The sequence below is a fragment of the uncultured Chloroflexus sp. genome, from assembly GCF_938091255.1.
Taxonomy (GTDB): domain Bacteria; phylum Chloroflexota; class Chloroflexia; order Chloroflexales; family Chloroflexaceae; genus Chloroflexus.
In genome coordinates, this window is record NZ_CALLJH010000034.1 from 19,739 (window position 1) to 34,691 (window position 14,953).

General features: G+C 60.0%; 15 protein-coding genes. 13 read left to right on the top strand and 2 right to left on the bottom strand.

Going from position 1 to position 14,953, the window contains the following annotated elements:
• Window positions 1-68 precede the first annotated feature (68 nt).
• From Q1A00_RS12195 to Q1A00_RS12250, 12 genes are all read left to right on the top strand, one after another.
• A complete protein-coding gene (locus tag Q1A00_RS12195) occupies window positions 69-557 on the top strand; it encodes an ASCH domain-containing protein (RefSeq protein WP_298402330.1) in 489 nt (162 codons plus the stop codon).
• 188 nt (window positions 558-745) lie between these two features.
• The gene (locus Q1A00_RS12200; protein WP_298402332.1) at window positions 746-2,068 is read left to right on the top strand and encodes an NAD(P)/FAD-dependent oxidoreductase; all 1,323 of its coding nucleotides are present in this window, start codon (window positions 746-748) and stop codon (window positions 2,066-2,068) included.
• Between the two features lie 516 nt (window positions 2,069-2,584).
• Window positions 2,585-3,343: a zinc-ribbon domain-containing protein gene (locus Q1A00_RS12205; protein WP_298402334.1), complete on the top strand. Its 759-nt coding sequence runs from the start codon at window positions 2,585-2,587 to the stop codon at window positions 3,341-3,343.
• A gap of 9 nt (window positions 3,344-3,352) precedes the next feature.
• The gene (locus Q1A00_RS12210; RefSeq protein WP_298482005.1) at window positions 3,353-4,309 is read left to right on the top strand and encodes a 2-dehydropantoate 2-reductase; all 957 of its coding nucleotides are present in this window, start codon (window positions 3,353-3,355) and stop codon (window positions 4,307-4,309) included.
• A gap of 33 nt (window positions 4,310-4,342) precedes the next feature.
• A complete protein-coding gene (locus tag Q1A00_RS12215) occupies window positions 4,343-5,455 on the top strand; it encodes a Xaa-Pro peptidase family protein (RefSeq protein ID WP_298402338.1) in 1,113 nt (370 codons plus the stop codon).
• A gap of 18 nt (window positions 5,456-5,473) precedes the next feature.
• Window positions 5,474-6,487 (top strand): STAS domain-containing protein, encoded by a 1,014-nt coding sequence (locus tag Q1A00_RS12220; protein ID WP_299757062.1) that lies wholly within the window; start codon window positions 5,474-5,476, stop codon window positions 6,485-6,487.
• Window positions 6,488-6,985: 498 nt separating this feature from the next.
• Window positions 6,986-7,684 (top strand): histidine phosphatase family protein, encoded by a 699-nt coding sequence (locus Q1A00_RS12225; RefSeq protein WP_298402342.1) that lies wholly within the window; start codon window positions 6,986-6,988, stop codon window positions 7,682-7,684.
• A gap of 6 nt (window positions 7,685-7,690) precedes the next feature.
• Complete coding sequence (gene argJ / locus Q1A00_RS12230; protein WP_298490514.1) at window positions 7,691-8,908, top strand: bifunctional glutamate N-acetyltransferase/amino-acid acetyltransferase ArgJ; 1,218 nt, start codon at window positions 7,691-7,693, stop codon at window positions 8,906-8,908.
• Window positions 8,909-8,952: 44 nt separating this feature from the next.
• Window positions 8,953-9,696: a hypothetical protein gene (locus tag Q1A00_RS12235; RefSeq protein WP_298402346.1), complete on the top strand. Its 744-nt coding sequence runs from the start codon at window positions 8,953-8,955 to the stop codon at window positions 9,694-9,696.
• 22 nt (window positions 9,697-9,718) lie between these two features.
• A complete protein-coding gene (argH, locus tag Q1A00_RS12240) occupies window positions 9,719-11,107 on the top strand; it encodes an argininosuccinate lyase (RefSeq protein ID WP_298402348.1) in 1,389 nt (462 codons plus the stop codon).
• Window positions 11,108-11,146: 39 nt separating this feature from the next.
• Window positions 11,147-11,668, top strand: a complete 522-nt coding sequence (locus tag Q1A00_RS12245; RefSeq protein WP_298402350.1) for an N-acetyltransferase — start codon at window positions 11,147-11,149, stop codon at window positions 11,666-11,668.
• Window positions 11,669-11,856: 188 nt separating this feature from the next.
• Window positions 11,857-12,216 (top strand): hypothetical protein, encoded by a 360-nt coding sequence (locus Q1A00_RS12250; RefSeq protein WP_298402352.1) that lies wholly within the window; start codon window positions 11,857-11,859, stop codon window positions 12,214-12,216.
• A gap of 74 nt (window positions 12,217-12,290) precedes the next feature.
• Here Q1A00_RS12250 and Q1A00_RS12255 read toward each other — a convergent pair whose 3' ends face one another.
• Window positions 12,291-13,232 carry an NAD(P)-dependent oxidoreductase gene (locus tag Q1A00_RS12255; protein WP_298402354.1) on the bottom strand — a complete coding sequence of 314 codons (942 nt, stop codon included), beginning with the start codon at window positions 13,230-13,232 and terminating at the stop codon, window positions 12,291-12,293.
• 73 nt (window positions 13,233-13,305) lie between these two features.
• On the opposite strand from Q1A00_RS12255, the gene Q1A00_RS12260 reads away from it, so the two are divergent.
• Window positions 13,306-14,484 carry a CaiB/BaiF CoA-transferase family protein gene (locus Q1A00_RS12260; RefSeq protein WP_298402356.1) on the top strand — a complete coding sequence of 393 codons (1,179 nt, stop codon included), beginning with the start codon at window positions 13,306-13,308 and terminating at the stop codon, window positions 14,482-14,484.
• 24 nt (window positions 14,485-14,508) lie between these two features.
• On the opposite strand, the gene Q1A00_RS12265 is transcribed toward Q1A00_RS12260, so the two are convergent.
• The gene (locus Q1A00_RS12265; RefSeq protein ID WP_298402358.1) at window positions 14,509-14,925 is read right to left on the bottom strand and encodes a hypothetical protein; all 417 of its coding nucleotides are present in this window, start codon (window positions 14,923-14,925) and stop codon (window positions 14,509-14,511) included.
• Between the last annotated feature and the right edge of the window lie 28 nt (window positions 14,926-14,953).

Sequence of the window (14,953 nt, forward strand, 5' to 3'; positions counted from 1 at the left end):
AGCTCGGCTACGTCGTGGTGTGGCTATTTCGTACCCTCACCCCCACCCCGTCCCCGCTGATTGCAAACATGAACATCCCTCCGACAGTCTGGCAAGCAATCCTCTCAGCCACCATTGGGCACCCGGCTTGGCACGAGCGGTTGCGAGCGTGGCGCGAAGGGCGCAGCACGGCTACCCTTCACCTTGCTATGTTGCGCGAGCCATACTTGGGCCGCATCCTTGCCGGACGCAAGCGGATCGAAAGCCGGTTTGGGCGCGACCGGCGCGCGCCGTTTGGGCAAGTGAAGGCTGGTGATCTTGTGTTGCTCAAGCGGGCTAGTGGCCCGTTGGCCGGGTTGGCGCTGGTGACGCATACGATCAGCCGGGAGATAACGCTGTCTGTAATCAATGAACTTCGCACTGTTTACGCCGCTGATCTGGCGATTGATGATCCACAATTTTGGGAACTCCACGCCTGTGATCGTTATGTCACCTTGATTTGGATCGACGACATCTATCCACTGCCGGCCATTGCCTTACCTCGGCGCGACCGGCGCGGGTGGGTGGTGGTGGGTTAGGGTTTTTGCCCGCACAGGGCGCGCAGGAGTGGAGTCGCTCGTTTTCTCTTCTGTCTGCCAACATCCATTTGCTCGGCGCTTACGTTACGTTTAGAGGGAGCACCCCCTTCTCTCCACCCTACGACCGATTGACGGCCAATGCCAGTTGTGTTATTTTGTGAATGATTTCACTAGAAAGGAGGCGGGCAATGGCTTCGCCACTATCAACAACGTCTCTCGCCCCGACAGCCCGCCCGCGCGTTGTGATCGTCGGTGCGGGTTTTGGGGGCCTCGCTGCAGCGCGCATGCTCGCCAAAGCGCCGGTTGATGTGCTATTGATCAATCGCACCAATTACCATGGCTTCTGGCCGTTGCTGTATCAAGTTGCTACCGCCGGTCTCGAACCAGAGTCGATCGCGTATCCGGTGCGTGCCATCTTGCGCCGCTACCGCAATGCCAGTTTCTTGCTGGCCGAAGTCACCGGGGTTGATTTCGCGCGGCATCTTGTGCATACCAATACCGGCCCCGTCAGCTACGATTATCTCATCCTCGCTGCGGGCAGCACGACCAACTTCTTCGGCAACGAGCGAATTGCACGGTATACGATGGGGATGAAAGACCTCAATGAAGCGCAGCGGCTGCGTAATCACGTGCTCTTGTGCTGCGAGTATGCCGCCGCCGAGAGCGATCCAAACCGGCGCGCAGCGTTGCTCACCTTTGCCGTGGTTGGCGGTGGGCCGACCGGGGTCGAGTTGGCCGGTGCGTTTGTCGAGCTGATCCGGCACGTGATTCGCCACGACTACCCGATGCTCGATGTGCAACAGGCACGGGTGGTGTTGATCGAAGCAACTGGCCACATCCTTGCCTCTTTTCCTGAATCGTTGCAGTGGGCAGCTTTGCAACGCTTGCAGCAGATGGGGGTTGAAGTGCGGTTGAATGCACCGGTGGCCAACGCCGATCCGCACGGGCTCAATTTCCGCGATGGTTCGCGGTTAGACGCCGAGACCGTAGTGTGGGCAGCGGGGGTACGAGGGGCGCCGCTGGCCGATGCGCTTGGCGTGACGCTGGGGCGCGGGGCGCGAGTGGTGGTGACGCCAGAACTGACCTTGCCGGATGATCAGCGGGTGTTTGTGATTGGCGATATGGCTTATCTCGAAGGCTACCGGCCCGGTGTTGCGTATCCCATGGTCGCACCGGTGGCGATTCAGATGGGCGAACAGGCGGCACGGAATATCGTTGCGCAGATCAACGGCCAGCCAATGCAGCCCTTTCGCTACGTTGACAAAGGCCAGATGGCAACCATCGGACGTAGCGCCGCCGTGCTCGACGCTTTTGGCATCAGGCTGAGCGGATGGCCGGCGTGGGCTGGCTGGCTGTTCGTGCATCTGATGGCGTTGGTTGGCTTTCGCAACCGGGCATTGGTGCTGTTGAATTGGGCTTATAGTTACTTCACCTATGATCGCGGGGTGCGGCTCATTTTTGGGGTCGGAGCAGAGGAGCAGCCAGTTGCGGAGGCGGTCTGGCGCGATTGATGCTCCACTCTGCAGCTTGGATGGCGTGCGGCAGTCAAACTGCCGCACGCCATCCGTTTTGCGCGTTGTGTTGGTCCGTAGCGTGAGATCTGGCCGGTATTGCATCGCCATGGGTTTGCTAGCCAGCCTTTGGTTTCCCGACCAGAAAGGGCCGGGCTACGGTTACGAAGCCCGCTACGCGGGCTGAAGCAGCGGTGGGTCCTTCAGTCGTAGCGCAGGAGTGGGTCTGCTTGTCATTGTGAGAGCGCCGAGCACTCGCAGCAATCTCCTGCTTGCTGGCACATCATACCTTGAGCGACCGATCTCACTGTCGGAGGAGATTGCGTTGCCACCCGTGGCGGCTCGCAGTGACAGGGGAGCGCGCGCATCAAACCACGATCGTTCATCTTATGCTATAGTGAGCGTACAGCAATGCTATCGGAATGGCATGCATTTAGGACTGCAACCTCGGTGACGCAACATTAGTCATATTTCGCAAACAGTCGCTCAGCAGATAGAGAAAGATGGAGAAGAGCCATGCCATTCTGCCCGCAGTGTGGAGTATCTAACCCTGATACTGCTCGCTTTTGCGATCAATGCGGCGCACAGTTGATCCCGGTACCGGCTCGCGCGCCAACACCGGCGTCTGTGCCCAAACCGGCCACGACGATCAGCGGGCCGGTGAGCGCCGGCCCGACCAGTTGCCCGCAATGCGGATCAGGCGTGATTCCGGGTGAAGCCTTCTGTGACAATTGCGGTGCGCCGTTGTTTCAGGCGCCGCCGGTCACCACAGCGCCAGCGCCGGATCTCCCCTTCCCCGGTGCGCCGCCGCAGCCGGTCTACCCGCCGCCGCAACCGGTGACGATGCAACCAGCTCCTCCGCCGCCGGCAGCGATTCCCGCAGTGTCACCCTCATACCCAACACCGCCACCAGCACCGGCAGCGCCTCCGACGCCGCCAGTGCGCAGTTCACTCGCTGGCGCGCGGTTGCGTCTTGCTGATGGCACAGTGCTCCTCTTGCCAGCGGCAGCGCAGGCGCTGATCGGGCGAGCTGATCCGGTCAGCAACTTCTACCCTGATATCGACCTCACCCCACACGGCGGCTTTGAACGCGGTGTAGGCCGTCGGCACGGACGGTTCTTCGTCCAGCAGGGGCAGGTCTATTACGAAGACCTTGATAGCACGAACGGCAGTTTTGCTGGCGGGCGGAAACTGTTGCCGCGCCAACCCCAGCCAGTGCGGCACGGCGAGGAATTGCGGCTGGGAACGTTGTCGCTCATCGTTGAATTGCAATAGCTGAGAACTATGACTACTGTTGAACCAATGCGCATTGCGATTGTGGGCGTCGGCGGCGTCGGCGGCTATTTCGGTGGACGTTTGGCGCAGGCCGGGTATGAGGTGTTGTTCATTGCGCGCGGCGAGCATTTGGCAGCGATGCAGCAGCACGGGTTGCGCGTGCGCAGCATTGCCGGCGATTTTACTTTGCCCACAGTCAAGGCAACCGATAACCCGGACGAGGTGGGGCCAGTTGATTTGGTGATTGTTGCGGTCAAGGGCTGGCAGGTGCGTGAAGTGGCTGAAATGATGCGCCCGCTGATCGGCCCTGACACAGCAGTGCTGCCGTTGTTGAATGGCGTTGATGCGCCAAACGAACTGGCCGAGGTCCTCGGTCGTGAACACACCTTGGCCGGTCTTTGCCGAATCATTGCCTATCGCGAAGCGCCGGGGGTGATCGTTCACGCCGGCGTCAACCCAACCTCGATCGACTTTGGTGAACTCGATAACCGGCGAACACCGCGCCTATTGCGCATTAAGGCAGCGTTTGAGCGCGCTGGCATTCGCGGCAACCTACCTGCCGATATTCATGTCGCGATGTGGCAAAAATTTATGTTAATCTGCGCATGGAGTGGATTTGGCGCCACGACGCGCGCCCCGATTGGTGTGTGGCGGTCATTACCCGAGACCCGCCCGCTGGTCGAGCGGTGCTTGCAAGAGGTCGTTGATGTAGCCCATGCGCGTGGGATTGCGATGCCTGATGACTCGGTACCGAATATGATGGCCTTCATCGATAGCATGCCCTACGAAGGCACGGCGTCGCTGCAGCGCGACATCATTGCCGGAAGACCGTCTGAATTGGCGAGCCAGAATGGCGCATTGGTGCGGCTGGCCCGCGAAGTCGGGGTGCCGGTTCCGGTCAACGAGATGCTTCATGCGATTCTGTTGCCGCAAGAGTTGGCGGCGCGCGGGCAATTACCGAGGTGACATAGCGACGCGCGTTTCTGAGCGAGGAAAGCCATGATCCCAGCCCGTCTCCAGCGCTTGATCGACCGCCTCGCCGAAGGCGAGTGGGCCGGAGCGGCCCTGATGCCAGCCACCAATCTGGCATATCTAACCGGCTTACAGTTTCACCCCGGCAAGCGGCTGACCCTGCTGCTGATCCCAGCCAGCGGCGCTCAGCCGGTGATGGTCGTGCCGCAGCTCGAACTGGAGCGAGTGCGCGCGGCGGCGCCGTTTGCGATGCGGTACGTAGCATGGAGCGATGCCGAAGGGCCGCTGCGGGCACTCGCCGTGGGCATGGAAGCCGCGTTTGGCTCAGGCGTGCCGGCCAAGCCGCTGGCCGTTGAGCATACGATGATGCGGGTGATGGAACTGCGCGCGCTGGAGACGGTCGCACCCGGTTTGCACACTGGTGACATTGACCCGTTGCTGAGCGAACTGCGTATGGTCAAAGATGCTGAGGAGCTCGCGTTGATGGAACGGGCAGTTGCGATTGTCGAGCAGGCTTTGCACACCTTCATCGCGCAGGTGCGCCCCGGCCTCAGCGAACGTGCGCTATCGCGGATGCTGAGCGACGCAATTATGGCGGCAGGGGCCGACAGCGAAAGCTTTGCTAATATGGTGGCCAGCGGCCCAAACGCAGCTAACCCCCATCACGAAAACAGCGACCGGCTCTTGCAACCCGGCGATCTGGTCATTATTGATTGTGGCGCCGTTTACCGAGGTTATCACTCTGACATTACCCGCACGATTGCCATCGGTAATGTAGAACCAGAAGCGCGCCATGTCTACGAGATTGTGCTGGCCGCCAATGCCGCTGGCCGCGCTGCCGCCCGCCCCGGCGCTAGCGGTGCGGATATTGATGCCGCTGCGCGTACCGTGATCGAGACTGCCGGCTACGGCGCGGCGTTTGTCCATCGCACCGGCCATGGGCTTGGTCGCGAAACCCACGAACTACCCAATATCGTCGCCGGCAGCGATACGCCGCTGTTGCCGGGCACAACCTTCACTGTCGAACCGGGCATCTACCTGCCGGGCCGGTTTGGTGTACGGATCGAGGATGATGTAGTGATCACCGCTGATGGTAGCCGGTCATTGACCAGTTTCCCGCGAGAGTTGATAGTGATATAGCCTGACCGAGGAAACGTCATGACAGCGCTCGACACCCCAGCTCATCGCTTCCAAGCGCATGTATACCTCCACCAGTTCTTACTTTGGGCCGCACTTGCTGCGGTAGCTGCAAGTATCGCGTTCTTCACTGGTGGTTTCTTACTCAACGCTTTGCCACTTATTATCCTAGCGATAGGCGCTATTGCTCTCTTGGCGCTCGAACTGTTTGCAATGTGGCTGAATCGGCAAGCAAAGCAATCAGCAGCAATCTACACTGTAAGCAGCGCCATAGCAGGGTATAGCATCCTTATCACATTGGTAGTGCCAGATTTGTTACCATTATCGATACTTGGCCCAATGGTCGTTATTGCGATTGTGTTTCCATACCTTGACCGCATCACACTGCTTGGGTTCGGCATCGGTGCGGTAGTGCTGTCTGTCATCATCGCTGCACTCGGGGTGTATGTGCGGTTGTTTGAACCACTGCCGTTCGCAGTGCTAAACCCGCTCCTGATCCTACTTGTTGCGATATCAATGCCAGTCATCATGCTCTTGTTTTGGCACAACTACCAGCGGATAGTAGATGCACTACAGCAGAGTGAGCAGAGCAATCGCGCATTACAGGCTATTCGCGAACGGCTCGAAGAGGAAGTTGCCAAGCGAACAAGTGATCTCCAACAAGCAGTTCAAACGCTTGAACAGCGATTTATCGAGCAGCAGAATCTTCGACGCGCACTCGAACAGCAGCGGGAGGTTATTCGTGGGCTGAGTGTACCTATATTGCCGGTCACCAATGATATTCTGGTAATGCCATTAATCGGCGAGGTAGATCATGAACGTCTTACCGAGGTGAGTCGTCGCGCACTGACCGCTATCGCTCAGACGGGCGCTCGGAACTTGTTTATCGATATTACCGCTGTACCGGTGGTTGATGAAGAAGTCGCCAACGGCTTGATAACAGTGTTCCAAGCGGTTCGTTTGCTCGGTGCGCAGGTGTCCCTTGTCGGTGTGCGCCCAGAAGTAAGCCCAGTCTCTGGTGATGGCGGCCATTGATCTCAAGAATATTCAGACGTTTGCCAGTCTACAAGATGCGTTAGCGCGAACGCTCGGCTATCGCGAACGTGTAACTGACGGCGAGCGGTACGTATGACGACCTACGCAGGTACGAAAGTAAACAGAAAAGCACCGGTGTGCGCCCGTCACTCTTCCAATGCTCAACGTAGGTCAGATCGTCATCATAATTCTGGTTTAGGCATGCTCTAAGCTGTTCCGCAGCCATTCCACTAATTGCACCCCCGCGCCGGCTGTGGTATACTGCGCGAGCACAGTTGCAGGCAAGGAGACGATGATCGCAATGGATATCATGATTCAGCCCAACACCTACCGCAGCCACCCGGTGGTTCATCGTCGCCGTCGTCGTTGCCGTCGCCAGCTCATTGCGCGAACTGGCTAGCCGCGCCTGCACTTCTGTACGAGATATTCTCAGGCCAGCACTGCCAGCGCGCAGGCTGGCTTCTTCTATGTATTCGCATCAAGTCAGCGCAGGGAGTTATGACGCACTTATATCTAATCCGTCACGGGGAAGCCGTCGCCAATATTCAGCCGATTGTGGCCGGGATGCGCGGCGATGCCGGATTGACGCCGCGCGGTATCACGCAAGCCGAACGATTGCGTGATCGTCTCGCCACCAGCGGCGAGATTAAGGCCGATGTCTTGATCTCATCGACCTTGCCGCGCGCCCGCCAGACTGCCGAGATTATCCAACCCGCGTTGGGCCTGCCGATTATCTTCGATGATGAAGTGCAAGAGCTGCGCGTCGGCGAGGCTGATGGCATGCCAAATCACGAGGCTTGGGCGCTGTTTGGAGTGCCTGATTTCGACCGCTACCCGCTGCGCCCGATCGCTCCCGGCGGCGAGAGCTGGGGTGATTTTACGCTGCGCGTGAGCCGCGCGCTTACTCGGATTACGTCCGAATATGAGGGCAAGACGATTGTGGTAGTCTGTCACGGCGGTGTGATCGACTGCTCGTTCATTCACTTTTTCCGCATGCCGAGTCTGGTGGTGCCACCAACCGACTTTCATACCCGCAACACGAGCATCACGTGGTGGGAGCGGGTAGAACGGCGGAACCAACAGCTTTGGCGGCTTAATGCCTATAACGACATCGCTCATTTACAGGGGATCGGTGCGGTCGAGTCGGTACGCTGGGAAGATACCCACCCTGCCTCGCCAGTCCCAACTGAGGAGTAGCGCAGTATGATCAGCTTTCTCGCCGATGGACACGTTGCAAGCCCGCGCGGCTGGCGCGCTGCGGTCGCTGCGTGCGGCATTAAGTACGCTCACCGCGACGATCTAGCGTTGGTGGTCAGCGATCGTCCGGCGACAGCAGCGGCGGCATTTACCACCAACGCCGTGAAAGCGGCCCCGGTGCTGTACGATATGGCGTTGATGGCCCAAGGCGGCGATTGGCGCGCGGTGGTCATTAACGCCGGCAATGCCAACGCTTGTACCGGCGCTGATGGCGATGCTGCTGCGGTCGCGATGGCCCGCGCCGTCGAGCAGGCCCTTGATCTGCCAGCCAATAGCGTCTTTGTCATGTCAACCGGCACCATCGGCGTGCCGATGCCGGTGGAAAAGATCACCCGCGGGATCGCCGAGGCTGCGACCCGCCTTAGTCCTGATCACGGCTTGGCCGCTGCCCGCGCGATTATGACCACCGATACCCGGCCCAAGCATTGCGCCGTCACAGTGACGTTGCCCGATGGGAACAGGATAACCATTGGCGGAATGGCCAAGGGCGCGGGGATGATTCACCCGAATATGGCGACCATGCTGGCCGTGGTGACAACCGACGCCGCGGTGCCGCGCGCGGTGCTTGACGCAGCGATGCGGCAGGCACTCGAGGTGAGCTTTAACAGTATCAGCGTCGATGGCGATACCAGCACCAACGACACGTTGCTGGTGATGGCCAATGGCGCAAGCGGCGCGCTGCCGATCACCGAGCTGGATTCACCTGCCGGAGCTGCCTTTGTGGCCGGCCTTACCACAGTTTGCCAGCACCTTGCCCACGCAATTGTGCGCGATGGCGAAGGTGCGACCCGTTTTGTCACCATCACCGTGCATGGCGCCGTCAACAACGCCGAGGCCAAGCAGGCGGCCATGACCATTGCTCGCTCGCCGCTGGTCAAGACGGCACTGTTCGGGGCTGATCCGAACTGGGGACGGGTGTTGTGCGCGATTGGCTACTCTGGTGCAACGGTTGATCCTAACCGGGTCGTGCTGCACTTCGGCGGAATGCGGGTGCTGGAAAACGGTTTACCACTGCCGTTCGATGAGCAAGAGGCTCACAAACTGCTCGATGTGCCTGACATTACGATTGATGCCGATCTTGGTCTTGGCGAGGGAAGCGCCACAGTCTGGACGTGCGATTTTAGCTACGATTATGTGCGGATCAATGCTGAATACCGGACATAACCATCCCGTCTGGTATCGCGGAAGAGGGGCGGGGGGTGAGGGTTATGGATCGCACTGCACGCCAACAACTTGCCCGTGAACTGTGCCAGCGCCTCGCTGCGCAGCCGGGAACGGTCGTGGTTGTGGCGGGAATGATCGAACCGCCTGCGCCACTGACCGATTTCGATCCGCTTGAGGTGCTGGCAGTGGTCGAGAGTACCGTCACGCGCCCACTTCACAGCTTCATCGTGCAGAATCTGCCGGTGACGATACATACCATTGCCGCGGCGGAACTGGCGACGGTTGTGTACGCACCAGACCTGCGCTGGGCGCAGTGGCTAGGATGGTTGGCGACGTTGCAGCCGCTCATCGGCGATGGCCACAAGGTGAGCGAGTGGCTGGCACAGGCCGGCGCCTTGGCCGAGATCGATTTTCACCGCAGCATCTGGCCGCACCTGCCGCAACTAGTGTTCGGCGTTTACGGCGAACTACGTGCCGCCGCTGCTCGCCGCCACGAGCGGGAGGCCGTCTTGTTAGCGCCGGCATTGCTCGCCGAGCTACACACCGCGCTCTGCTTGATCAACCGGCGCTGGCCTACCCAGCGCCGCTTCGCCGGAATCATGGAAAGTTTTTCGTTTCCGTTGCAGCCCCGCGATTGGCCGCAACTAGCCGAAGAGCTGCTCAATGCTCATCAGCTCGACGAGATTGTGCGCGTGGCCGGCACACTCGTCGCCAACTACTGGCAATTACTGGTACGGTGCAGTTTGACCATTGAATCTCATCAGACCACAGCAACCGCGCCTTTATGATCCAAATGGAGGAGTAGCGCCGATGGAACACCGGCTTTGGGGGGGCAGATTTAGCGAACCAACGGCAGCCGAGATGCGCCGGTTCAATGACTCGTTCCGGTTTGACCGGCGACTGGCCGACGTTGATATTACCGGCAGCATCGCGTGGGCCAGCGCCTTGGCGCAAGCCGGCCTGATCAGCGAGGCCGAGTATACCGAGCTAGTGCGCGGCTTAGAGCTGGTACGGGCCGAATTCGCCAATGGTACGTTCGTGGCAATCGAAAGTGACGAAGACATCCATACTGCCGTCGAACGCCGGTTACGCGAACTGATCGGCGATGCCGCGCTCAAATTACATACTGGCCGCTCGCGCAACGACCAAGTCGCCACCGATATGCGCCTCTACACGATCGGCATTGCCCGCCAGCTCGACCGGCGGCTACGCGATCTGCAATTGGCGCTGCTCGCGCAAGCCGAACAGCACGCCGATACCCTCATGCCGGGTTATACCCATCTGCAACGCGCCCAACCGATCACCTTCGGCCACTGGTGCTTGGCCTACGTCGAGATGTTTGCCCGCGACCGCAGCCGCTTGCGCGACGCAATTGCCCGGATGCGCGTGTTGCCACTAGGAGCGGGGGCGTTGGCCGGTAACTCGCTCGGCGTTGAGCGTGAGCGGCTGACCGAATTGCTCGACGAATTTGATGAATTGTCTGCCAACTCGCTCGATGCGGTCAGCGACCGCGACTTCGTGGCCGAGACGCTGTTCGCTGGCGCGCTGATCGGCGTTCACCTCAGCCGGCTGGCCGAAGATGTTATCCTCTATGCTAGCAGCGAATTTGGTTTTGTTGAACTCGCCGATGCCTACAGTACCGGCTCGAGTCTGATGCCGCAGAAGAAAAATCCTGATAGTATGGAATTGTTGCGCGGCAAGAGCGGGCGATTGCTGGGCAATCTGGTGGCGCTGCTAACCGTGCTGAAGGGCTTGCCGCTCACCTACAACAAAGATATGCAAGAGGACAAAGAGCCGCTCTTTGACAGTTTTGACACGCTCGATCTCGGCTTGCAAGTAGCGGCGGCGGCCATTGCCACCATGACCGTGCGCCGTGAGCGGATGGCTGCCGCACTCGATGATGCGATGCTGGCCACCGATTTGGCCGACGAACTGGTGCGGCGCGGCGTGCCATTCCGCGTCGCCCACGGCAAAGCCGGTCAACTCGTGCAGCGGGCAATGGCGCTGGGCATTAGCCTGCGCCATCTGCCGCTGAGCGAGTATCAGGCGATTGAGCCAAGCCTTGATGCGAGCATCTATGCCGTGTTCGATATGGCGCGCAGCGTCGCCCAAAAGGCCAGCTATGGCGGCACCGCGCCGCAACGAGTCCGTGAGCAATGCGCCCGCTGGCACGAGATCTTAGAGGAAGAAGACGAGTAGGGCACAGCAGGCTGTGCCCCTTATGAGACACCTAAAGCTATGACCATCCCGCTCTATACACCGCCAGTCAGCCTGCCGGCACTCCACATCCGGCCCGACGCCGCCGTATCGATTCGCCGCGCGCGGGTCAGCGATGTACCGCGGCTCTACGAGATCATCAACTACTATGCTGCTCGTGGCGACATGCTGCCTAAGACGCTCGATCAGCTCTACAACCGCGTGCGTAATTTCAATGTAGCCGAAGCCGATGGCGAAGTGATCGGCTGTGCCGCGTTGCATATCACGTGGGCCGATCTGGCTGAAGTGGTCAGCGTTGCCGTGCATCCCGCGTTTCAAGGTCGCGGCATTGGCCGCCGCCTCGTTGAACCGCTCTTCGCCGAGGCGATAGAGCTAGGTATTCCCACTCTCTTCACGCTAACCTTGCAGGTCGGCTTCTTCAGCTCGCTTGGCTTCCGCGAAGTGCCCAAATTGCGCCTTCCGCACAAAATCTGGCAAGATTGCGCCACCTGTTTCAAACAGGATCGGTGCGATGAAATTGCGATGATCCGGCAGGTGCCGTAATCGTGACAACCATCGGGCCGTCACGATCACGTGCGGCTCGATGGTTGTGCGAATCGTCACATATTCCCTGCTCATAACGCGACTATTTCCACTGTGGCCACGCGCCAAACCGCCCTTTTGCCGAGTCGGACTCAGGCATACAATAAATCTAGGTTCTTGCAGATGCACTGAAAGCTAGGAGTCATCGTATGCGGATGAATAGCACTATTGCTGCCGCAACTCTGCTGATCGTTCTTGGTGTTGGCGGTGTCTTCTCAACCGGTGCTGCAACGTCGGCCATTCCTGCCTTGTTCGGGATCGTCTTGCTGGGGTTAGGGGTGGCGATTGAACGATCGCCAACGCCACGTCGCTTTGAGTGGATCGCCGCGTTGGTTGGGTTGCTCGGCTTTCTGGCACCGGTCGCCAACCTTGCTCGCGTGATCGGACAAAGCGGCTTCGTCATCAATGCAGCTGTCTTTGCCAATATCGTGATGTTGGGCACGTGCGGCCTCTACCTGTTGGTCTGGCTGTGGGAGCAGCGCACCGGTGAGCGGTTGCGCATTCGGTAGACCACGAACAGGATAATGAATAAACGAATGGTGAGGTAGTATCGCCTCTCCTCACCATTCGTCTATTCGTTCAGTTATTCGTTGCTTCCTACTTCAACCCCCGCTAGCCGTTCGATCGCTTTAATCAGCGCGTGATTGCCTTCGTGGCCCAAGCCGGCGGCTTGCAGCGTGCGATAGAGGTGGAAGACGGTTGATGTGGTGAGCATCGGTGCGCCGACGGCATCGGCGGCGGCCAGCACTAACCGCAAGTCTTTTTGTTGTAGGTCGATGGTGAAGCCGGGCCGCCAGTCGCGCCGGATCACCTGTGGCCCTCGGTTCGAGAGCATCCAACTGGCTGCTGCGCCACCGCTGACCGCTGTCAACGTCTTTTCGAGATCGACACCGCTGGCCTGCGCGAAGACCAGCGCCTCGCTGATCGCCAGCATTGTACCAACGACCAGTATCTGATTAACCAGCTTGACGGTTTGGCCGGCGCCGTGCCCGCCGACATGGGTGATCGTTTTGCCCATCGCTTGAAACACCGGCATCGCCCGATCAACCAGTTCCGCTGGCCCGCCCACCATAATGCTGAGCGTGCCGCGCGCTGCCCCTTCGCTGCCGCCGCTGACCGGCGCGTCAAGGAAGCCGATGCCGCTCTCGCCGAGCCGAGCAGCGAATCGCTGCGCTCCCTGCGGACTGATCGTGCTCATGTCGATCATCAGCGTACCAACCCGCGCACCCTCAATCACTCCCTGCGGCCCGAAGATCACTGCCTCGACATCAGGCGTATCGCTGACGCAACTGATCACAATATCGCTGCGGGTAGCCACATCAGCCGGCGATGTTGCTAGTTGCGCACCAGCGGCTACCAGCTCATCGGCGCGCCCCGGCGTGCGGTTCCAGACCGTCAGCGGAAAACCGGCGCGCAAGATGTTGGCCGCCATCCCGCGCCCCATAATGCCCAATCCAATAAAGCCGATTCGTTCGGTCATGGCACTCTCCTCGTTGCTATGTGCGTGGTGTACCAATGGTATCATACCTGCCGGTGGGCAAATCTGCCGTTTCGGGAGCCACACAGCCGTGCGACTCTACCGGAGGGATCAATTCGCTATGCCTGCTGCACTTTCTGATCTGCTGGTGCTCGATCTCAGCCGAGTGCTGGCTGGCCCCTACGCTACGATGGTGCTTGCCGATCTAGGGGCGCGGGTGATTAAGGTTGAACAACCCGGCCTTGGTGATGAAACTCGCCAGTGGGGGCCACCTTTTGCCGAGAATGGCTTGAGCGCCTACTTCATCGCCGTCAACCGCAATAAACAGAGCATTGCCGTCAACCTCAAACATCCTGACGGGCAAGCGATCGTGCGCGCGCTCGCCCGCCGGGCCGATGTGCTGATCGAGAATTTCTTGCCGGGAACGTTGGCACGGATGGGGTTGGGTTATGAAGACTTGCGTGTGCTTAATCCGAGGTTGATCTATTGCAGCATTACCGGTTATGGTCAATCTGGCCCTGACGCACTACGGCCCGGCTACGATACGGTGATACAGGCCGAAGGCGGGTTGATGAGCATTACCGGCGAACCCGCTGGCCCGCCGCTGAAGACCGGCGTGGCCGTCGTTGACATCACCACCGGTTTGTACGCCGCCACCAGCATGTTGGCCGCGCTGCACTACCGCGCGCAGAGCGGCGTAGGCCAGTACATCGATATCGCCCTCTTTGATGTGCAGCTCAGTTGGTTAGCGAATGTCGCCTCGGCCTACCTCGTCTCCGGCCAACCACCGCAGCGCTACGGCAATGGTCATGCCACGATCGTGCCATACCAGCCCTTTGCCGCAGCCGACGGTTACCTCATGATCGCGGTTGGCAACGATCAGCAATTCGCTCGTTTCTGCGCTGCGCTCGACCACTCGGAATGGGTGACCGACGAACGCTTTGCCACCAACCCGGCCCGTGTCGCTCATCGCGCCATTCTCGTGCCGCTGATCGCAGAGGTCATTGCCCGCGAACCGGTCGCGGTCTGGCTGAAACGGCTCCGCGCTGTTGAAGTGCCGTGCGGGCCGGTGAACGATATTCCAACCGCACTGCGCAGTCCGCAGGCGCAGGCGCGAGCGATGGTGCAGAGTATCGAAGACATACGTATGATTGCTCCCGCCCCCAAACTGAGCGAAACCCCGGCCACTATTCGTACCGCCCCGCCCGCGCTTGGTGCCGATACCGAAGCGGTGTTACGCGAGATGGGCTATGAATCTGACCAGATCAGCACGCTGCGTGCAGCCGGAGTAGTGGGGTGATTAAGCGGCCAGAAAAGCCAAGCCCTACTGTAACGTGCCAGTGAAGTCCGGTGGGTAATCGTGGCTCACACCGCGGCGCACTTCGATCTCGCACGGTATACTGGCCTGCTGAAGCGTAGTGACCCACTCGAGCACCGGCTGGGAGAGGCTAGCGAGATCGCAGATCACTACATACCCCCGCAGGTGCCGATCAGTATTTGTGTGCAGCGGCTTGACCCGCTCTGGCCTGATCGCCGGCATAACGGTAAAAAACCGGTTCACGGCGACTGTCCCGCTCAACGCCGCGCGCACTGCCAGCGCCGCTCCCATCGAAGAACCGGTGATAACCGTCACTGGCATCGGCGCTAGTGCAGCCAGATGCCGGCGAAGCTCGGCTAATGCCTGCGCTGTATCGGCCCAGTGGTAACGGTTAGAGGCCCAAAGCTGCGCCGATTGCAGCATCGCTACCCGCTAGCCAAACGCCGTCGCC